Below are 19,300 nucleotides of genomic sequence, written 5' to 3'. Positions count from 1 at the left end.
CGCAGAAGGCCCTGGGGTTATGTCTTGGGCTGGTAGGTCTGGTCGGCGGTCGGGAACGACCGCGCCCGGACTTCGGCGGCATAGGTTTCGGCCGCCTTGGAAATCACGCTCGCCATGTCCTCGTAGCGTTTCACGAACCGCGGCACGCGTTCGAACATTCCCAGCATGTCTTCGGTCACCAGCACCTGCCCGTCGCACTCGGCGCTCGCACCGATGCCGATGACAGGAATATCGAGCGCCTTCGTCAGCTCGATCGCGATCGGCTCGACGACGCCCTCGGCGACGACGGCGAACGCGCCCGCGTCCTGGACGGCCTTTCCGTCCGACATGATCTTCGCGTGTTCCTCCTCGCTGCGACCCCGCGCGCCGTAGCCGCCCAGCGCGTTGACCGCCTGCGGGGTCAGGCCGACGTGGGCCATGACCGGAATGCCGCGTGCCGAAAGGAATGCGATCGTCTCGGCCATCGCCGCGCCACCTTCCAGCTTGACCGCGGCGCAGCCGGTTTCGGCCATGATCCGGCTGGCACTCTCGAAGGCCTTTTGCGGGCTCGCCTCGTAGGCGCCGAACGGCATGTCGACGATCACGAGGCTGTGATAGCTTCCCCGCACGACCGCCGCGCCGTGCGCGATCATCATGTCGAGCGTCACCTGCAGCGTCGACGGCAGCCCGTAGATCACCTGCCCGAGCGAATCGCCGACGAGGAGAATGTCGGAGTGCTGGTCGAGCAGCTGCGCCTGCCGCGCGGTGTAGGCGGTCAGCATGACCAGCGGTTCGGCGGTCACGCCGTCGGCCTTCCTGCCCTTGATGGCGGGCACGGTCAGCCGACGCATGGGCTGCGGGGTGGGGTGCGCGCGGCTGGTCGCGGTGTCGAGCTGGAAGGTGGTGGACATCGCGGACGGTCCTAGCGGCGCCACCGATGCGGGGAAAGCCCGGACATTGGGCTTGCCTTGAGGGAGCGGGGCGCTAGCTTCGCGCGCCATGAGGGAGGCGGGCCGCCACGGCCGCCTGACAAGAGGGATTACGGGTCCATGCTACTCGACCGCGTCAAGCCGCTCGACGCCATCCTGGCGACAGCGGAAAAGAAATCACTCAAGCGCACGCTCGGCTGGTTCCAGCTCATGCTGTTCGGCATCGGCTGCGTGATCGGCACGGGCATTTTCGTGCTGACCGCCGCCGGTGCGCAGAAGGCCGGGCCGGGGCTCATGCTCGCCTTCGCGATCGCCGGCTTCGTCTGCATCATCGCGGCGCTCTGCTATGCCGAGATCGCCTCGATGATCCCTGTTGCAGGGTCAGCCTACACCTACAGTTACGCCACGATGGGCGAATTCCTGGCCTGGACCGTGGGCTGGGCGCTGATCATGGAATACGCGATCGCGGCCGCCGCGGTGTCGGTCGGCTGGTCGGGATATTTCTCGGGCACGTTCCTCAACGAGTTGCTGGGCGTGCAACTGCCACCGTGGCTGGCGGCCGGGCCGCTGGCCCTTGGCGGCGCGCCGGGCGGCCTGATCAACCTGCCGGCGCTGGTGATCGCACTGCTCGTCACCGGCCTGCTGGTCATCGGGACGAGCGAGAGCGCGAAGTTCAATGCCGTACTCGTGCTGATCAAGGTCACCGCGCTGACCGCGTTCATCGCGCTGACTTTCTCCAGTCCCGAATTCGATGCCGACCGGTTCAACCCGTTCCTGCCCGCCGGCATCTTCGGCGGCTGGGGCACCGGGGTCGGCGCGGTAGGCGCCGCGGCCACGATCTTCTTCGCCTACGTGGGTTTCGACGCGGTCTCGACCGCGGCCGAAGAAACCAAGAATCCGCAGCGGAACGTGCCGATCGGCCTCGTCGGGTCGCTGCTGTTCTGCACCGTGTTCTACATCCTCGTCGCAGCGGGTGCGGTGGGCACCATCGGCGGCCAGCCGATCATGGGCCCCAACGGTGTGCCGTTCCCCGCCGGTTCGGAAGAGCTGGCGCGGCAGTGCGCGACCTATGCCGCCGACCAGCTGCCGCTGGTCTGCTCGAACGAGGCGCTCGCGCACGTGCTGCGCCAGATCGGCTGGTCGGGCGTGGGCAACATGCTCGGCATCGCGGCGTTCCTTGCCCTGCCGTCGGTCATTCTCGTTCTGATCTTCGGACAGACGCGCATCTTCTTCGTCATGGCGCGTGACGGGCTTCTGCCCGAGGGGCTGAGCCGCGTGCACCCGAAGTTCAGGACCCCGCACGTCGTTACGATGATGACGGGCGGGGTCGTGGCCATCGGCGCCGCGTTCTTCCCGGTCGGAAAGCTTGCCGACATCTCGAACGCCGGCACGCTCTACGCGTTCATGATGGTGGCGGTGGCATTGCTCGTGCTGCGTCGCCGCGACCCGCAGCGCCAGCGGGCATTCCGCGTGCCGGCGGCGTGGCTGATCGCGCCACTGACGATTGCGGGATGCGTGTTCCTGTTCCTCAACCTGCCGATCGATGCGATGCTATTCCTGCCCGGTTGGGGCGTGCTCGGCATCGTGATCTATTTCGCCTACAGCCGGAGCAAGAGCCACCTGGGTCGCGGCATCGTCGAGGTGGTCGACGACATCGAAGGCGACGAGGACATGATCCCGATCGACGTGCCCAAGGCCTGATCGGCAACCGCCATTGGAAAGGGCCGCTCCCGCGAGGAAGCGGCCCTTTCTCGTTCGGTCGAAGCGATTACAGCGCCGCTTCGGCGTGCTTGCCCGCCATGTCGCCGCGCACGTCCATGCCAAGAGCCATCTTGGCGGTGGTCAGCAGACTCTGGTCACCGTTCCAGATTTCCGCTTCGCCGAGGTCCATCCTCAGCATCAGCAGGTTGGGGTCGTCCTTGCCGCCGGGGAACCAGGCCTCGACGAAGTTCGACCACTGCTTGTCGAGCCGGTCGCGGCTCTTCTCCTCGACGAGGACTCCTTCGAAGCGGGCGAACATCTCGTGATCCTTGCCGGCGAACGTGCAGGTGGCAGGGCCCATCTGCGCCAGGTGGTTGTCGCGCGAGGTGAAGAACCAGATTGCGCTGTTCGCGTCCTTGTCGAGCTGCGCGGTCATCGGCACCGCGTCGTTGGCGCTCGATTGCAGCGAGACGAACACGAAGGGGGAATGCGCGAGAGCCTTCCAGAACTGTTCCTTGAGGTCGTCTGCGTTGCCGTTCTCGTATTTCATGATGATCTCCTTCGCGGGTCGAACGGAGCGGGGGAGGGGTTTGTTCCGCCGTTGCGAATCGGTGCAGATAGGAACATAAAGGGAACGAATGAGTCGTTTTCCTGCCATGACCTCACCGAACGCGCTCCTGCCGGCCTCCGGGCTCGCCCGCTTGTCACCCCACGCCCCGCGCTGGCGACCGGGGCTGGCAGGAGCGCACCACAGCGAAGTGTTCGCGTGCTCGCGCGAGGCGGGCGGGGCGGCCGCCGCGCTGGCCCTTGCCGCCGATGCCTTGCGGGCTGCGCATCGCGGCGCTGCGGCAGAGGCGCAGGATCGCCGCGTCCTGCTGTGGGTGCAGGACCGCGAGGCGCTCCGCAGGGGCGGGCGGCCCTATCGCCCGGGCCTGCCGCCCGCGTTCCGCGAACGCTTGGTCCATGTCGCCTGCCAAAGCCCCCAGGACGCGCTATTCGCGCTCGAGGAGGGGCTGCGCTGCCGCGAAGTGGCGGCGGTGGTGGGAGAGATCGCGGGCAATCCGCGCGCGCTCGACTTCACCGCTTCGCGCCGGTTGACCCTGACCGCTGAAAAGCATGGCGTGCCGCTCTGGCTCGTCCGGCTCGATGCCGCGCGCGACCTCTCCTCGGCGCGGCTGCGGTGGAACGTGACCGCTGCCGCCTCGCCGCGCCCGCGCTGGAACCGTGATGCGCCCGGCGCCCCCTCCTGGCGCGCCGAGCTGTTCCGCGCGCGAACCCATCCTCCCGGCACATGGACCCTGCGCGATGACGAGCACGCACTCGTCGCCGAGCGTCGCGCCGACGGCGATGCCGACCAGCGGGACGCGGCCGCGCCGTATCCTCTCGGTCTGGCTTTCGCGTCTGGCGATCGATCGCTGGCGGCTTGGTAGGGGCCTGGCGCCGGGGGAGGGCGCCGATGCCCAACCGACAGTCCTGATCACCGAGACCGCGCACGGCCCGCGGATCGACGCCGCCAATGCCGCCGGCCTCGCGGGGGGCGCGCGCAGCGGCATGATGCTGGCCGATGCGCGCGCGCTGTGTCCGCAGATCGCGGTGGCCCAGAGCGATCCGGCAGGCGACCACGACTTCCTCGAAAAACTCGCCCTCTGGGCCCTGCGCTGGGGGCCGTGGACCGCGATGGACGCGCCCGACGGGCTGCTCGTCGACGTTACCGCCGTCGCGCACCTGTTCGGGGGCGAGATGCGACTGGTCGCCGATGCGGAAGCGAAGTTCGCGGCGCGCGGGCTGGCTGCAAGGATGGCGATCGCGCCGACCGCGGGGGCTGCCTGGGCCTTGTCGCATTACGGAGCCGGCACAGCGATCCTTCCGCCGGGCGGCGACATCGCCGCGGCGCTCTGTGACCTTCCCGTCGCCGCGCTGCGCCTCGATGCCGACGTCCTCGCGGTGCTGCGGCGCCTGGGGCTGAAGCGGATCGGGGACCTCACCGGCCGGTTCGGCGAGGTGCAGGGGCGTGATGCGCTCCACCGCCGGTTCCGCAACCGCAAGTCGCCTGGCGCGAACCCGCTCGTGCGGCTCGACCAGCTGCTGGGCAAGGTGCCCGAACCATTGCTGCCGGTCGTTCCGCAGCAGGCGCCGCTGGTGCAGCGCCGGCTGATGGAGCCGATCCGTCACCGGGACCTGCTCGACCAAGTGGTCGCCGACCTCGCCGCCGACATGGCCCGCGAACTGGAAGGCAGGGGACTGGGCGCGCGCCGACTCGAACTCGGCCTGTGGCGGGTCGACGGCGAGGTCGTCGTGCGCCGGCTCGAGATGGCCGCCGCCACGCGCGAGGCGGCGCATATCGTCCGGCTGTTTTCCGCCCGGCTGGACGAGGTCGACGCGGGCTTCGGGATCGAGACCGTGCGCCTGCGCGCGAGCTGGACCGAACCGCTCGCGCTCGCGCAGGCCGATATCGAGGCGGCGGCAGAGGAACACGGCACCTCGCTGGCCGCCTGCATCGACCGGCTGACCGTGCGGCTCGGCCCGCACGCTGTGCAGCGCCCGGTGCTCCACGCCAGCCACATTCCCGAACGCGCGCAACGCTGGCAACCCCCGCTCGAGCCGGAACCGGCCAGTCAGGGCGAGCTCGCGTTCCACGCACGCCCCCTGAAGCTGCTCGACCGGGCGGAGAAGATCGCGGTGCTCTACGCCACGCCCGACGGCTATCCGCAGCGGTTCCGCTGGCGGGGAGAGGTGCACGAGGTGGTCCGGGTCGAGGGGCCGGAACGCATTGCGCCCGAGTGGTGGCGCGAGAAGGGATCGGCGCGCTTGCGCGACTATTACCGGATCGAGGACCACGCGGGCCGCCGTTACTGGATCTACCGCCTCGGCCTGATCGGCGACGGGCGGGGCGGGATGCCCGACTGGTTCCTGCAGGGCCTGTGCGCGTGACGGACTGTCCCGCTAACGCTCCCACGTACGCGTGCGGCGGAACCGGGCGAGGACTTCCCCGAGCGATGATGTCGATCCTGCCACCGGCGGCGGATCCGGGGAAGGGGCAGCCGGCGGCACCGGCTGCTCGACCGGCGCCACCTTCAGGAACGTCGAGGACCGCCGACGCCCTTGCGTGATGTTGCCCACGCTGGCGATCGGGATCTCGCGCACGCATGTGAGCGCGGCTGTCTCGGCGACGACTTCGGCCGGCAGCGCCTGCTTGAACACGACGCCGCAGGAATCCTCTTCCGACCAGACGATCGTGCAGACCGCCTCGTGGCTGCCCCAGCGCAGCAGCGCCGTCGCCCCTGCACCGGGCGGATCGACCGCTTCGAACCGCGCGCCCGTCTCCGATATGTCGCCCAGGGTGCCGTTGGTGAGCGTGGTCATGGTCTGCAGGATCGCTGGGCAGGTGGCCTGCACACGCCGGCACGCGCGGCGGTCGACGACGGTTTCGGGCTCGTGGCTGCGCTGCGGCTCCATCGCCCCCATCTTTGGTCCGAACGCTGAATATCGGCTGTCGGGAAATGGTGAACGGTGCGTTCGCCATGTCCGAAACCAACAATCGTCTATTGGCGAATCCGGCATGAGAACATATACAGAACAAATGGGTGCGCAAACCACGATCGAAAAGCTCGCCATCCTCGCCGACGCGGCGAAGTACGATGCCTCATGCGCGTCGTCGGGTACCGCCAAACGCCATTCGACCGGCGGGAAGGGCATCGGCTCGACCGAGGGGTTGGGCATCTGCCACGCCTACGCGCCCGATGGCCGCTGCATTTCGCTGCTCAAGATCCTGCTGACCAATCACTGCGTGTTCGACTGCCACTACTGCGTCAACCGCAAGAGCTCGAACGTGCGCCGCGCGCGGTTCACCCCGCAGGAGGTGGTCGATCTCACGCTCAGTTTCTACCGCCGCAACTACATCGAGGGGCTGTTCCTCTCGTCGGGCATCATCAAGAGCTCGAACCACACGATGGAGCAGCTGGTCGAGGTCGCGCGGAGTTTGCGCGAAGAGCATGATTTCCGCGGTTACATCCACCTCAAGACCATCCCCGAGGCCGATCCCGAACTGGTCCACCAGGCCGGGCTCTACGCCGACCGCGTGTCGATCAACGTCGAATTGCCGACCGACGCCGGGCTCACCCGCCTCGCGCCCGACAAGAATGCGCGCCAGATCGAGGGCGCGATGGGCAAGCTGAAAAGTGACATCGTCGAGGCGAAGGACAACAAGCGCCGGTTCAAGCACGCCCCGCGTTTCGCCCCGGCGGGCCAGTCCACGCAGATGATCGTGGGGGCGGACGCCGCGAGCGATGCGGACATAGTCGGCAAGGCGAGCCGGCTCTACGACAGCTTTCGCCTGCGCCGGGTCTATTACAGCGCGTTTTCCCCGATCCCCGATGCGAGCGCGGTGCTGCCGCTGAAGCGCCCGCCGCTGATCCGCGAGCATCGGCTCTACCAGTCCGACTGGCTGATGCGGTTCTACGGCTACCAACCGCAGGAAGTCATGCAGGCGACCGAGGCCGACGGCAACCTGCCGCTCGACATCGACCCCAAGCTGGCCTGGGCGCTGAAGTTTCGCGAACGGTTTCCGGTCGACGTCAACCGGGCGGGGCGCGACGAATTGCTGCGGGTGCCGGGGCTGGGGGTCAGGGCGGTGAACCGGATCCTCGCGAGCCGGCGGCACCGGACAATGCGCCTCGACGACGTTGCCAAGCTCACCGTGTCGATCGCCAAGGTGCGCCCGTTCATCGTCACCGCCGACTGGCGCCCGGTGCTCCTGACCGACCGCGCGGACCTGCGCGCGCTGCTCGCGCCGAAGCAGGAGCAGCTCGAATTGTTCGCGGCATGACAGCCCTCCAGCACGTCAAGTTCGGGACCTACTACGTCGTCGCCGTGCCCGAGGCGGACGACTTCGACTTCTGGCGCGAGCGCGCGCGCGGCCTTGTCCAGTGCGACGTGCCGCCCGACCGGGTCGCGTGGGTCGAGCCGGGCGGTTCGGGCAACCTGTTCAGCCACGGCGACCGTGGCCTGCCCGTGCCGCCCGCCGATGCCCCGCCGGTGCGCGCGAGCAAGGCGTTCGTGCAGCTTGCCAGGAGCGCGATCTGCCATTCCGATCCCGAACGGTTCGCGCTGCTCTATCGCCTGCTCTGGCGCCTGCAGGCCAACCCGCGCCTGCTCGAGGACGGTGCCGATCCCGACGTGCGCCGGCTCGATGAACTGGCCCGGACGGTGCGGCGCGACATCCACAAGATGCGCGCCTTCGTCCGCTTCCGGCTCGTCGAAGACGGCGATGAAGAGGTCGGCGAACACTATGTGGCTTGGTTCGAGCCCGAGCATCACATCCTGCGCGCCAACGCCGGGTTCTTCGTCCGCCGGTTCGCCAACATGAAGTGGTCTATCCTGACACCGCAGGGCTCGCTGCACTGGGACGGCGCGGTGCTCGAGGAAGGCCCGCCCGCCCGGCGCTCGGATGCGCCCTCGGGCGATCCAACCGAGGATCTCTGGCGCAAGTACTACGCGTCGATCTTCAACCCGGCGCGTTTGAAGATCGGGGCCATGCTCAAGGAGATGCCCCGCAAGTACTGGAAGAACATGCCCGAGGCGGCGCTCATCCCCGAGCTGGTCGCCGGGGCGCAATCGCGGGAGTCGCAGATGGTCGCCGCGGGCACCCTCGAATTCGACGAGAAGCCCGATACGCTCGAAGCAATCGACAAGGCGATCCACGCCTGCCGCAAGTGCCCGATCGGCAGCCTCGACAACCACGCGGTGATGGGCGAGGGGCCGCAGGATGCAGCGCTGATGATCGTCGGCGAACAGCCGGGCGACCAGGAAGACCTGGCCGGACGCCCATTCGTCGGCCCCGCGGGACAGCTGCTCGACCGGCATCTCGAGAACGCGGGGATCGACCGGCGCGCGGTCTACGTCACCAACGCGGTCAAGCACTTCAAGTTCGTGCCGAGGGGCAAGCGGCGGCTGCACCAGTCGCCGACCGCGAAGGAGATCGACACCTGCCGCTGGTGGGTCGAGAGCGAGCGCGCGATCGTGCAGCCGAAACTCGTGCTCGCCCTGGGTGCCAGCGCCGCGCGGGGGATGCTCGGCAGAACGGTGAGCATCTCGAAGGCGCGCGGGGCGCCGATCCCGCTCGAGGACGGCAGCGAACTGTGGGTCACCGCGCATCCCAGCTACCTCCTCCGCCTCGACGGCGCGGCGCGGGAGGAACAGTCACGCCTGTTCAACGCGGACCTTGCCGCGGTGAAGAAGCGGCTCGCGGAACTGGCGGGATGACGTGCCCGAGAACGACCTCCTCATCCCGCGCCGGCGGATCGAGCTCGACGACCCCGCGTCCGTAGCCACCCCGCCGCGCGCCCCGTTCGTGGAACTGGGGCTCGTTTCCAACTTCAGCTTCCTGCGCGGCGCGTCGGACGCGGTCGATCTGGTGCTTACCGCGCGCGCGCTCGGCTACGACGCGATCGGGATTGCCGATGCCAACTCGATGGCCGGCGTGGTGCGCGTGCATACCGAGGCCCGGACGCTGAAGATGCGCCCCGTGATCGGCTGCCGGATCGAGACGGTCGAGGGACTGGCCTTCCTCGCCTATCCCACCGACCGTCCCGCCTATGGGCGGCTGTGCAGGCTGATCAGCGCAGGGAGGATGCGCAACCTCGAGGGAGAGTGGCAGGCCAAGGGCGCGTGCGACATCGATCTCGCGATGCTCGCCGCGCACGCCGAGGGGGTGCAGCTGGTCCTGCTGCCGCCGGACGATCTGGAGGCCGCGTTCACCGTGCCCGCCTGGGCGAGCAATGTCGTATCGCTCGGCGGCGGGCAGGTGCAGGATGCGGTCAGCGGGCAATTCTTCCAGCTCATCAGTCACATGGCGGCCGGTCTTCCGACCATGCGTCACCTGGCCGCGAGCTATCTTCATGCCGGCGACGACATCGCGCGGATCGACCGGCTCGATGCGCTCGCCCGCGAGAACGGTCTTGCGCTGCTCGCCACCAACGACGTGCACTACCACGCGCCCGAGCGGCGCCCATTGCAGGACGTGATGGTGGCGATCCGGCACAAGACCACCGTGGACCAGGCCGGCCACCTGCTGTTCGGCAACGCCGAGCGGCATCTCAAGGGGCCTGCGGAGATGGCCGCGCTGTTCGCCCGCTGGCCCCACGCCATCGCGGCGGCGCGGGAGGTGGCCGACGCCTGCACCTTCAGCCTCGACGAACTGCAGTACGAGTATCCGCAGGAGATCTATCCCGACGGCATGACGCCGCAGGCCTTCCTTGAAAGGGAGACGTGGAAAGGGGCGAAATGGCGCTATCCCAACGGGTTACCGGAATCGGTTGGCAATACGCTCGAACGCGAGCTGGCGCTGATCGGCAAGCTCGACCTCGCGCGCTATTTCCTCACCATCAAGGACATCGTCGATTATGCGCGCGGGATCGATCCGCCGATCCTGTGCCAGGGACGGGGTTCGGCGGCCAACTCGGCAGTCTGCTATTGCCTCGGCATCACCAGCGTCGATCCGGCCAGGCACGCGCTCCTGTTCGACCGCTTCATCTCCGAAGAGCGCAAGGAACCGCCTGATATCGACGTCGACTTCGAGCACGAGCGGCGCGAGGAGGTGATCCAGCACATCTATCGCCGGTACGGGCGGCACCGCGCGGGGCTCTGCGCCACGGTGATCCACTACCGCCCGCGCATGGCGATCCGCGAGGTGGGCAAGGCCATGGGCCTCAGCGAAGACGTGACCAGCGCGCTCGCCCGCACCGTGTGGGGCGGATGGGGCAAGGAGATCGGCGAGGCCCACGTCGCCGAAACCGGGCTAGACATAAGCGATCCCCACCTCAGGCGCGTCCTCAAGCTGACCGAGCAAATGATTGGTATGCCACGCCATCTGTCTCAGCACGTCGGGGGATTCATCCTCACTGACGGGCCGCTGACCGAAACCGTACCCATCGGCAACGGCGCGATGCCCGATCGCAGCTTCATTGAGTGGGACAAGGACGACATCGAGGCGCTCGGCATCCTCAAGGTCGACGTGCTCGCGCTGGGGATGCTGACCTGCATCAGGAAATGCCTCGATCTCATTGAAAAGACGCACGATCGCACCCTCACGCTGGCGACCGTCCCGCGTGAGGATCCTGAAACCTACGCGATGCTGCGCAAGGGGGACTCGCTCGGCGTGTTCCAGGTGGAAAGCCGCGCGCAGATGAACATGCTGCCGCGCCTGCGCCCGCGCGAGTTCTACGACCTCGTGATCCAGGTCGCGATCGTGCGCCCCGGTCCGATCCAGGGCGACATGGTGCATCCCTACCTCAAGCGCCGCCGCGGTGCGGAGCAGGTGGTGATCCCCGCGCCCGCGCCCGAGCACGGCCCGCCCGACGAGCTGTCGAGCATCCTCGAACGTACGCTCGGCGTTCCGATCTTCCAGGAGCAGGCGATGAAGATCGCGCTCGACGCGGCGAAGTTCTCGAGCGCCGAGGCGAACCGGTTGAGGAAGGCGATGGCGACCTTCCGCAGCAGGGGCATGGTCGATGAATTGCAGGACATGATGGTCGAGCGCATGGTCGCGCGCGGCTACGACCGCGAGTTCGCCCAGCGGTGTTTCAACCAGATCCGCGGCTTCGGCGAATACGGCTTTCCCGAGAGCCACGCGGCGAGCTTTGCGCACCTCGTCTACGTATCGAGCTGGCTCAAGTGCCATTTCCCCGCCGCGTTCGGCTGCGCGCTGCTCAACTCGCAGCCGATGGGCTTCTACGCCCCGGCGCAGATCGTGCGCGACGCGGTCGAACATGGCGTCACGGTGCTCCCCGCCGACGTCAACGCGTCGGAATGGAATTGCACGCTCGAAGCCATTGGCGCGGTGAGGGCGGGGCGCCGCGGCGCCGAAGCGGACCGGGGACGCCTTGACCGCCATGTCGCGCTGCGCCTTGGCCTGCGGCAGATCGACGGGCTGCCCGAACACGTCGCCGCGCGCCTCATCGCCGAGCGCGCCGAGCGCGGGCCGTTCGATGACGTCGCGGCGCTGCGGGACCGTGCCGGCGTGAGCCCCGCGCATATCGAGCGGCTCGCCAGCGCCGACGCTTTCCAGTCTATCCGCTTGCCCCGGCGGCAGGCGCTGTGGGATGCCCGCAGCCTCGTGGGAGGACCGGACCTGCCGCTGTTCGCCTTCGCCGAGGCGCGCGACGAAGGCGCGGAAGCCCGGCCCGTCGCATTGCCAGAAATGCCGCTCAGCGAAGAGGTCGTGGCCGACTACCAGACCACCCGCCTGAGCCTGAAGGCGCACCCGATGGCGTTCCTGCGCGCGAGCCTTGCCGAGCGCGGCTTCGTGCGCGCCTGCGACCTGCGCGCGCGCAAGTTCCGCTCGATGGTGCAGGTCGCGGGCGTGGTGCTCATCCGCCAGCGGCCGGGCAGCGCGAAGGGGGTGTGCTTCATCACGCTCGAGGACGAGACGGGCGTCATCAACCTCGTCGTCTGGCCCGACCTCAAGGAAAAGCAGCGCAAGGTGGTGATGGGATCGCGGCTGATGGAAGTGCGCGGCCGGGTCGAGTACGACGACGAGGTGATCCACGTGATCGCCCACCACATGACCGACGCGACGCACGAACTCCACCGCCTGAGCGACGACCTGATCAAGACGCCCATCGCCCGCGCCGACCACTGCAACAACCCGCTGCCAAGCAAGCTCAACCCGCGTGGCGACCTGCGCTCAGGCAAGGACGATCCCTGCGAAAAGCCGCCGGTCGAGCCGTGGGAACCGCCGCCCCCAGGCAACCGGGAGTGCGGCTTCCAAGGCCACCCGCGCGACGCGCGCATCATCCCCAGGCTCATGCCGCTGCCGCCGAGCCGCGACTTTCACTGATCCCCGCTGTCCCGATCCGGGCCGCCGCGAAACCCGCGCGTGCGAGATGCCGCGCAAGAGCCTAGACAAGCGCCGTGCGCACCCTTTCGGCCATCGCCCTGACCGCCCTCGTCGCGGGAACCGCCGCCGCGGCCTACGACCCCATTGTGCTCAGCCGGGGATGGGAGCGGGTCGACCGGTTCGAGGGCCAAGAGTGCACCGGCGAAGTCGGCACGAACGGAAAGTTCTACGTAATCTCGGCCAGTGGTTTTGCCCCCGACGAGCGGGCCTTGCTGACCATCACCAATGGCGACATGCGACCCCTCGAACGAACCGTGCGGATCGACAGCCGCGGGCGCTGGCAGGATTACTATATCCCGTTCCGCTACAACCGTGCGGGCGGCCCGGTCGCCGTGACGATCGCGGGCGAGGATTGCGTGGTTCCGCTTGCCTTCACCTGGCGCCGCGCAAGGGGTTGGCAGGAACCCGCGCCGCTGACCGCGCGCCGCTAGATCGACGAATCGCCCGCGCGGGACTAACGGGCGCGCGGTGATCGATCCCGAACGCCTTGCCGCCTTCGCGCTGATGACCACCGTCACGAGCATCGTGCCTGGCGTCTCGATGCTGTTCGTGATGGCGCGCACGATCGTCGGCGGTTGGCGCAGCGGCCTGGCGGCGCTGCTGGGAATGCAGATCGGATACCTCGCCTGGTGGCTGCTCGCCGCGCTCGGACTGGGCACCCTGGCCGCTGCATGGCCGCGGGTATTCCTCGGCCTGGCCATCGGCGGGGCGGCCTACCTCGGATGGCTCGGCATCCGGGGGATCGTTCATGCGGGCGAGGGACCGGCGACGGGCACGGCGGCACGGCCGGGAACGGGCCGGCGCTCGCTGACCGACGGGATCGCGGTGGCCATCGGCAATCCCAAGTCGCTCGTCTACATGGTCGCGATGCTTCCGCCGTTCATCGATCAACGCGCCGCGGTCGTGCCGCAGATCGTCGTGCTCGCGATCGTCGCGATGGTATTCGATCTGGCCGTGGGAGCACTTTACATCGGCGCGGGACGCCGCGTTGCCGCGTCGCTCGCACGGCCCGAGGTGCGGCGCAGGGCCGATATCGCGGTAGGGGCAACCCTGGTCGTAATCGCGGCAGGACTGCTGATCGACATCGCCGTGCGATGACGCCGCGCAAGCTCCTCGGAATCGCTCGCCGCTGGCGCCCGTCGCGGTTCGACCGCATCGCGTTCGCCGCCCTCGTCCTCGCGTCGCTGGTACTGGCGGGGAAGGGCTGGCTTGACACCCATCCCGAGGCAAACCCCTGGGCGCCGCTGACCCTCTCCGATCCCGATGGATGGGCCACGCGTCACAAGCTGGCCGGTTTGCGAGAGGACGGAGCGCGATGCCGCGCGATTCTCGAACGGACCGGTGTCGCCCACACCGTGCTGCCGCCGACGGGCGAGGGAGCCTGCAGAAGGCCAGACCGGGTCGCGCTGTCTGGTTTGCCGCTCAACCCGCGGACGCCCCCGGCAACCTGCGCTGTCGCCGCCGGGCTCGTTCGCTGGATCGACACCGTCGTCCGCCCGGCGGCGCGGGAAACGCTCGGCTCTCCGCTCGCCCGGATCGAGCACCTGGGCGCCTACAGCTGCCGCCGCCTCTATGGCCGCGCAAGCGGGCGGTGGAGCGAACACGCCACTGGCAACGCGATCGACGTTACCGCCTTCGTGCTCGCGGACGGACGACGGATTTCGGTGCTGGAGGACTGGTCGGAGAGCGGGCCGGAGGCGCGGTTCCTGCACCGCGTCCGCACCGGAGCGTGCCAGGCGTTCGGCACCGTCCTCAGCCCCGACTACAACGCCGCCCACCGCGACCACCTGCACCTTGACCAGCAAACACGCGGATGGAGCGGCGTGTGCCGTTGAGGGCCTGTGCGCGCAAACCGCGCACTACCCCTCCAGCGAATATCCCGCCGAACGCACGGTGCGCACCGGGTCCTTTGCGCCCTCGATCGCGATCGCCTGGCGCAGGCGGCGGATATGGACATCGACCGTGCGCAGTTCGATTTCGCTTTCGGTGCCCCAGACGCCGTCGAGCAGCTGGCTGCGGCTGAAAACGCGCCCCGGGCTTTCCATCAGGAACTTGAGCAGGCGGTACTCTGTGGGCCCCAGGTGCAGCGGCTGCCCGCGGCGCGTCACGCGGTGGGCGACCGGATCGAGCGAAAGGTCGCCGACCACAAGACTCTCGCCAGCCAGAGCGGGGCGTATCCGGCGCAGCACGGCAGCAACGCGGGCGAGCAGTTCGCGCGGAGAAAACGGCTTGGTCAGGTAATCGTCGGCGCCGGTCTCGAGCCCGCGTATCTTGTCGTCCTCGCCCTCGCGCGCGGTCAGCATGATGATCGGGACGTGCGCCGTCCCCTTGGTGCGACGCAGGCGCCGACACACCTCGATCCCGCTGGTGCCTTCGATCATCCAGTCGAGGATGATCAGGTCGGGCGCGTCCTCGGCGGCCAGCAGCAGGGCCTCGTCGCCATCGGCCGTGACGCGAACCGAGTAGCCCTCGTTCGCAAACCTGTATTCGAGCAGTTCGGCGAGCGCCGGGTCGTCCTCGACCAGCAGGAGCTTGGCGGCAGTCATCGACCGCCTTTCAACACCCCGATTGTTACAGCTTCACGACGCGCAGGCGTCGCTCGCGCCGCCCGCCCGGACCGCATCAGAAGTCGGCGTCGACCGGGTAGGCCCCGGTGGCGGCGAAATGAACCATCTCGGCGACGTTGGTCGCGTGATCGCCGATCCGTTCGAGATTCCGCGCGACGAACAGCATCTGTGCTGCCGAGCTGATCGTCGAAGGGTTCTCGACCATGTGGCTGACGAGGTTGCGGAAGATCGATTCGTAGAAGTTGTCGACTTTCTCGTCGGTAACGATCACCTCGCGCGCCAGCACCGCGTCGCGCGCGGCATAGGCGGTCATCGCATCGTGAACCATCTCGGCGGCGATCTCGCCCATTGCGGGCACGAGCGTGAGGGGGCCGAACTTCTTGCGGTCCTCGATCTGGCGCCCGGCCTTGGCGATCGCCTTGGAATAGTCGCCGATCCGTTCGACCACGCCGGCGATCTTCAGGGCGGCGATGACTTCGCGCAGGTCGTCCGCCATCGGTGCGCGCAGGGCGATGATGCGCACCGCCAGCTTGTCGACCTCGCTCTCGAGCGCGTCGAGCTTCTTGTCATCGGCGATGATCTTTTCCGCGAGCGCGTCGTCGCCCTTGACCAGCGCGTCCATCGCGTTCTGCACCGCGACTTCGGCCATGCCGCCCATCTGCGCGATGAGGCCGCGCAGCTTGGTGATGTCCTCGTCGAAGGCCTTGACCGTATGTTCCATGCTGTTCCGTGTCCTAGCCGTAGCGGCCCGTGATGTAGTCCTTGGTCCGCTCTTCGAGCGGATTGGTGAAGATGTCGGACGTGCGACCATACTCCACCATGTTGCCAAGGTGAAAGAACGCCGTGCGCTGGCTGACCCGCGCGGCCTGTTGCATCGAGTGGGTGACGATCACGATCGCGTAGTTGCCGCGCAGCTCGTCGATCAGTTCCTCGATCTTGGCGGTCGCGATCGGGTCGAGGGCCGAGCACGGCTCGTCCATGAGGATCACCTCGGGATCGACCGCGACGGCGCGCGCGATGCACAGCCGTTGCTGCTGGCCGCCCGAAAGCGCCGTGCCGCTGTCGCTGAGGCGATCCTTGACCTCGTTCCACAGGCCGGCGCGCTTCAGCGAGCGTTCGACGATCCCGTCAAGCTCGGCCTTGCCTTCGGCCAGCCCGTGGATGCGCGGGCCGTAGGCGATGTTTTCGTAGATCGACTTGGGGAACGGGTTCGGCTTCTGGAAAACCATGCCGACGCGTGCGCGCAGTTGCACGACGTCCATGCCCGACTTGTAGATGTCTTCCCCGTCGAGCTCGATGCAACCTTCGACGCGCGCCGACGGGATCGTGTCGTTCATGCGGTTGAGCGCGCGCAGGAACGTCGACTTGCCGCAGCCCGAAGGGCCGATGAACGCGGTGACGTATTTCGACGGGATGTCGATCGAAACCTCGTCGATCGCTTTCTTCGCGCCGTAATACACAGATACGTCGCGCGCGCGCATCTTGGCGTCGGTTTCTTCCAGGTTGGGATGGACGAATGTCACCAGGTCTTCTCGAACTTGTTGCGCAGGTAGATGGCAAGCCCGTTCATCACGAGCAGGAACAGCAATAGCACGATAATCGCCGCGCTGGTGCGCTCCACGAACCCGCGGTCGATCTCGTCCGACCACAGGAAGATTTGCACCGGCAGCACCGTCGCTGGCGAGGTGAAGCCCGACGGCGGCGTCGCGACGAACGCGCGCATCCCGATCATCAGCAGCGGCGCCGTTTCGCCCAGCGCGCGGGCCATGCCGATGATCGTGCCGGTCAGGATGCCGGGAAGGGCCAGCGGCAGGACGTGGTGAAAGACGACCTGCACCGGCGAAGCGCCGATCGCCAGCGCGCCGTCGCGAATCGACGGGGGCACCGCCTTGATCGCGTTGCGGCCCGCGATGACGATCACCGGCATCGTCATCAGCGCCAGCGTCATGCCGCCGATCAGCGGCGCCGACCGCATGTTGGGAAAGATCCAAAGGAATACCGCCAGCCCCAGAAGGCCGAAGATGATCGAGGGGACCGCGGCGAGGTTGTTGATCGACACCTCGATAAGGTCGGTCCAGCGGTTCTTGGGCGCGTATTCCTCGAGGTACAGCGCTGCCAGCACACCGATCGGGAATGCGAGGACGAGCGTGACGAACATCGTCAGCATCGATCCCTTCAGTGCGCCCCAGATGCCGACGGCCTGCGGATCGGTGGCGTCGGACCGGGCAAGGAAGCCGAGATCGAGCGCGGTATCGAGCTTGCCTTCGCGGGCGAGCCGCGCGGCGAGCGCCCGGGCATCGGGCCCGCCTTCACCGGCGAGTCCCGCCGCGAGGTCCGAGCTGGCGGGCAGCGACAGCGTCTCGGACCGGCGCAGCATCGCGGGATCTTCCGCGATGGCGGCGGCAACTTCGCGCCAGGCGTCCGGGGAAACCTCGCGCGCGCCATCTTCGCCCAGGGTCCTAGCCGCGAAGAACTCGATCACCTGCGGCAGTCCCTGCCCCTGCAGGCTCTGCTGGATCTCGATCGGATCGGAAAGCGAGGGGTCGAGCGAAAGGCCGGCCTGCGTGAAATCGACCGGCACCTGGACCTCGGCGCGCTGGAACCCGCCAAGCCCGTTGATCAGCATCGTCGTCAGCAGGAACAGCAGCACGGCGACCGAGACGAGGATCGCGGCAAGACCCAGGGCCTTGAACCGGCGTTCGGATGCATAGCGCTTGCGCAAGCGCGCCTCGAACGCAGGCGTCCGGGTTGGGGCCCGAAAGGGCGTTTCGGGCTGCTCACTCATACGCTTCTCGGAATCGCTTGACGACGCGCAGCGCGATAAAGTTCAGCGCCAGCGTAACGAGGAAGAGGACGAAGCCGAGCGCGAACGCGCTGAGGGTCGCCGGATGGTCGAAACTGCCTTCACCGGTCAGCATGGCGACGATCTGGACCGTCACCGTCGTCATTGCCTCGAGCGGGTTCGCGCTGAGGTTCGCCGCAGTGGAGGCGGCCATGACGACGATCATGGTTTCCCCGATCGCGCGGCTGACGGCGAGCATGATTCCGGCGACGATCCCTGGCAGGGCGGCGGGAATGAGGACGCGGCGGATCGTTTCGGACTTGGTCGCCCCCATCGCCAGGCTGCCGTCGCGCATCGCCTGCGGCACCGCGGCGATGCTGTCGTCGGCCATCGACGAGACGAAGGGGATGATCATCACGCCCATGACGAGCCCGGCGGCGAGCGCGCTTTCCGAACTCGCCCCGGCGATCCCCACGGCCTGCGCAGCGTCGCGGATCGCCGGCGCGACGGTCAGCGCGGCGAAGTAGCCGTAAACCACGGTCGGCACGCCGGCGAGGATCTCGAGCGCGGGCTTGAGCCACTTGCGATACGACGGCTTCGCATACTGGGTAAGGTAGATGGCGCTCATCAGCCCGAGCGGGATCGCGACGATCATCGCGATGATCGCGCCGATGAAGATCGTGCCCCAGAACAGCGGTATCGCGCCGTAGCGGGTGGCATCGGCCGACTGCGCCGAAACCATCGGGTCGGGCGACCACATCGTGCCGAAAAGGAAATCGATCGGCGAGATCATCCCGAAGAACCGGATAGTCTCGAAGATCAGGCTGACGAGGATGCCGAGGGTAGTGAGGACCGCGACAAGCGAGGCGAGCAACAGGACCGCAAGCACGGTGCGTTCGACCCGCGTGCGCGCGGTGAACTGCGGCCGAAGGCGCAGGAAGGCGAATGCACCCGCCGCCACGGCGATGCCGAGGGTCGCAAGGATTCCGATGAGCCGGTAACGGGCAATCGCGGCGCGATAGGGTTCGACCAGGGCCGCGGCGTCGGGATGGGTGGTCGTCGCCGCAGCCCCGGTCGCCACTGCGCGGGCCTGCGCGAGGATCGCGTTACGCTGGAAATCGAAGGCGGGCAGGCCGCTGGCCGCCGGATCGGAGAGGACTGACTGCTGTACGAGGTCAGGTGCCAGCGTGGTCCAGAGCGCTATGAACGCAAGGAGCGGGATCGCGATCCACAGGGCGACGTACCACCCGTGATAGCTGGGCAATGCTGCGAGCCTGGTACCACCCGCGGCCGCGCGGAAACCCCACGCGCGCGCACGGCCGGCCAGCCAGCCAGCCAGTGCGAGGCCTATTGCGAGGAGAAGAAGGAGCGAAAGCGACATGGGAGAAAGGAGGTGTTCCGCAGGTTGACGGTCAGCGTGCAGGGCCGATGCGTAGTTTGCATGACA

Annotated in this window: 17 protein-coding genes; 9 read left to right on the top strand and 8 right to left on the bottom strand. The window is 68.1% G+C overall.

Going from position 1 to position 19,300, the window contains the following annotated elements; all coding sequences use genetic code 11:
- Positions 1-17 precede the first annotated feature (17 nt).
- On the bottom strand, positions 18-890 hold the full coding sequence (gene panB / locus N0B51_RS03805; RefSeq protein ID WP_259960896.1) for a 3-methyl-2-oxobutanoate hydroxymethyltransferase: 873 nt from the start codon (positions 888-890) through the stop codon (positions 18-20).
- Positions 891-1,028: 138 nt separating this feature from the next.
- Between panB and N0B51_RS03800 the strand changes: the two genes are divergently transcribed.
- Positions 1,029-2,609 carry an amino acid permease gene (locus tag N0B51_RS03800; protein ID WP_259960895.1) on the top strand — a complete coding sequence of 527 codons (1,581 nt, stop codon included), beginning with the start codon at positions 1,029-1,031 and terminating at the stop codon, positions 2,607-2,609.
- Positions 2,610-2,676: 67 nt separating this feature from the next.
- Here the strand turns inward: N0B51_RS03800 and N0B51_RS03795 are convergent, their stop codons facing one another.
- Positions 2,677-3,159: a pyridoxamine 5'-phosphate oxidase family protein gene (locus N0B51_RS03795; protein ID WP_259960894.1), complete on the bottom strand. Its 483-nt coding sequence runs from the start codon at positions 3,157-3,159 to the stop codon at positions 2,677-2,679.
- Positions 3,160-3,265: 106 nt separating this feature from the next.
- Here N0B51_RS03795 and N0B51_RS03790 point away from each other — a divergent pair, with 106 nt between their 5' ends.
- Both N0B51_RS03790 and N0B51_RS03785 read left to right on the top strand, forming a co-directional pair.
- Positions 3,266-4,039, top strand: a complete 774-nt coding sequence (locus N0B51_RS03790; RefSeq protein ID WP_259960893.1) for a hypothetical protein — start codon at positions 3,266-3,268, stop codon at positions 4,037-4,039.
- Complete coding sequence (locus tag N0B51_RS03785; protein WP_259961460.1) at positions 3,957-5,540, top strand: DUF6504 family protein; 1,584 nt, start codon at positions 3,957-3,959, stop codon at positions 5,538-5,540. The genes N0B51_RS03790 and N0B51_RS03785 overlap by 83 nt, the downstream gene beginning before the upstream one ends.
- A 12-nt stretch (positions 5,541-5,552) precedes the next feature.
- On the opposite strand, the gene N0B51_RS03780 is transcribed toward N0B51_RS03785, so the two are convergent.
- The gene (locus tag N0B51_RS03780) at positions 5,553-6,065 is read right to left on the bottom strand and encodes a PilZ domain-containing protein (RefSeq protein ID WP_259960892.1); all 513 of its coding nucleotides are present in this window, start codon (positions 6,063-6,065) and stop codon (positions 5,553-5,555) included.
- Positions 6,066-6,189: 124 nt separating this feature from the next.
- On the opposite strand from N0B51_RS03780, the gene N0B51_RS03775 reads away from it, so the two are divergent.
- From N0B51_RS03775 to N0B51_RS03750, 6 genes are all read left to right on the top strand, one after another.
- Entirely contained in the window at positions 6,190-7,434 is a 1,245-nt protein-coding gene (locus N0B51_RS03775) for a putative DNA modification/repair radical SAM protein (RefSeq protein WP_259960891.1), read from the top strand.
- Positions 7,431-8,870, top strand: coding sequence for a UdgX family uracil-DNA binding protein (locus N0B51_RS03770; RefSeq protein ID WP_259960890.1), 1,440 nt, complete (start codon positions 7,431-7,433; stop codon positions 8,868-8,870). Before N0B51_RS03775 ends, N0B51_RS03770 begins: the two co-directional genes overlap by 4 nt.
- A 1-nt stretch (position 8,871) precedes the next feature.
- Positions 8,872-12,444, top strand: a complete 3,573-nt coding sequence (locus tag N0B51_RS03765) for an error-prone DNA polymerase (RefSeq protein ID WP_259960888.1) — start codon at positions 8,872-8,874, stop codon at positions 12,442-12,444.
- Positions 12,445-12,518: 74 nt separating this feature from the next.
- Complete coding sequence (locus N0B51_RS03760; protein WP_259960887.1) at positions 12,519-12,935, top strand: hypothetical protein; 417 nt, start codon at positions 12,519-12,521, stop codon at positions 12,933-12,935.
- A gap of 37 nt (positions 12,936-12,972) precedes the next feature.
- Complete coding sequence (locus tag N0B51_RS03755) at positions 12,973-13,602, top strand: LysE family translocator (protein ID WP_259960886.1); 630 nt, start codon at positions 12,973-12,975, stop codon at positions 13,600-13,602.
- A complete protein-coding gene (locus N0B51_RS03750) occupies positions 13,599-14,339 on the top strand; it encodes an extensin-like domain-containing protein (protein WP_259960885.1) in 741 nt (246 codons plus the stop codon). Before N0B51_RS03755 ends, N0B51_RS03750 begins: the two co-directional genes overlap by 4 nt.
- Before the next feature lie 24 nt (positions 14,340-14,363).
- Here the strand turns inward: N0B51_RS03750 and phoB are convergent, their stop codons facing one another.
- From phoB to pstC, 5 genes are all read right to left on the bottom strand, one after another.
- On the bottom strand, positions 14,364-15,050 hold the full coding sequence (phoB, locus tag N0B51_RS03745; protein ID WP_259960884.1) for a phosphate regulon transcriptional regulator PhoB: 687 nt from the start codon (positions 15,048-15,050) through the stop codon (positions 14,364-14,366).
- A 76-nt stretch (positions 15,051-15,126) separates the two neighbouring features.
- The gene (gene phoU, locus N0B51_RS03740; protein ID WP_259960883.1) at positions 15,127-15,792 is read right to left on the bottom strand and encodes a phosphate signaling complex protein PhoU; all 666 of its coding nucleotides are present in this window, start codon (positions 15,790-15,792) and stop codon (positions 15,127-15,129) included.
- 13 nt (positions 15,793-15,805) lie between these two features.
- Positions 15,806-16,552, bottom strand: a complete 747-nt coding sequence (pstB, locus tag N0B51_RS03735) for a phosphate ABC transporter ATP-binding protein PstB (protein ID WP_259961459.1) — start codon at positions 16,550-16,552, stop codon at positions 15,806-15,808.
- Positions 16,553-16,590: 38 nt separating this feature from the next.
- Positions 16,591-17,856, bottom strand: a complete 1,266-nt coding sequence (gene pstA, locus N0B51_RS03730) for a phosphate ABC transporter permease PstA (RefSeq protein WP_259960882.1) — start codon at positions 17,854-17,856, stop codon at positions 16,591-16,593.
- On the bottom strand, positions 17,849-19,234 hold the full coding sequence (pstC, locus tag N0B51_RS03725) for a phosphate ABC transporter permease subunit PstC (RefSeq protein ID WP_259960881.1): 1,386 nt from the start codon (positions 19,232-19,234) through the stop codon (positions 17,849-17,851). The genes pstA and pstC overlap by 8 nt, the downstream gene beginning before the upstream one ends.
- Positions 19,235-19,300: the final 66 nt, after the last annotated feature.

Source organism: Tsuneonella litorea, assembly GCF_025154015.1.
In the GTDB taxonomy this organism is placed as follows: domain Bacteria; phylum Pseudomonadota; class Alphaproteobacteria; order Sphingomonadales; family Sphingomonadaceae; genus Tsuneonella; species Tsuneonella litorea.
Note: the sequence above shows the minus strand (reverse complement) of the source record. Positions and strands in the feature narration are given on the sequence as shown.

Coding starts and splice junctions, on each gene's coding strand:
- N0B51_RS03750 (WP_259960885.1), top strand. CDS start 13,599: ATGACGCCGCGCAAGCTCCTCGGAATCGCTCGCCGCTGGCGCCCGTCG.
- N0B51_RS03775 (WP_259960891.1), top strand. CDS start 6,190: ATGGGTGCGCAAACCACGATCGAAAAGCTCGCCATCCTCGCCGACGCG.
- N0B51_RS03785 (WP_259961460.1), top strand. CDS start 3,957: ATGCCGACCAGCGGGACGCGGCCGCGCCGTATCCTCTCGGTCTGGCTT.
- N0B51_RS03800 (WP_259960895.1), top strand. CDS start 1,029: ATGCTACTCGACCGCGTCAAGCCGCTCGACGCCATCCTGGCGACAGCG.
- panB (WP_259960896.1), bottom strand. CDS start 890: ATGTCCACCACCTTCCAGCTCGACACCGCGACCAGCCGCGCGCACCCC.
- pstC (WP_259960881.1), bottom strand. CDS start 19,234: ATGTCGCTTTCGCTCCTTCTTCTCCTCGCAATAGGCCTCGCACTGGCT.
- N0B51_RS03770 (WP_259960890.1), top strand. CDS start 7,431: ATGACAGCCCTCCAGCACGTCAAGTTCGGGACCTACTACGTCGTCGCC.
- phoU (WP_259960883.1), bottom strand. CDS start 15,792: ATGGAACATACGGTCAAGGCCTTCGACGAGGACATCACCAAGCTGCGC.
- pstB (WP_259961459.1), bottom strand. CDS start 16,552: ATGCGCGCGCGCGACGTATCTGTGTATTACGGCGCGAAGAAAGCGATC.
- N0B51_RS03790 (WP_259960893.1), top strand. CDS start 3,266: ATGACCTCACCGAACGCGCTCCTGCCGGCCTCCGGGCTCGCCCGCTTG.
- N0B51_RS03780 (WP_259960892.1), bottom strand. CDS start 6,065: ATGGAGCCGCAGCGCAGCCACGAGCCCGAAACCGTCGTCGACCGCCGC.
- phoB (WP_259960884.1), bottom strand. CDS start 15,050: ATGACTGCCGCCAAGCTCCTGCTGGTCGAGGACGACCCGGCGCTCGCC.
- N0B51_RS03795 (WP_259960894.1), bottom strand. CDS start 3,159: ATGAAATACGAGAACGGCAACGCAGACGACCTCAAGGAACAGTTCTGG.
- pstA (WP_259960882.1), bottom strand. CDS start 17,856: ATGAGTGAGCAGCCCGAAACGCCCTTTCGGGCCCCAACCCGGACGCCT.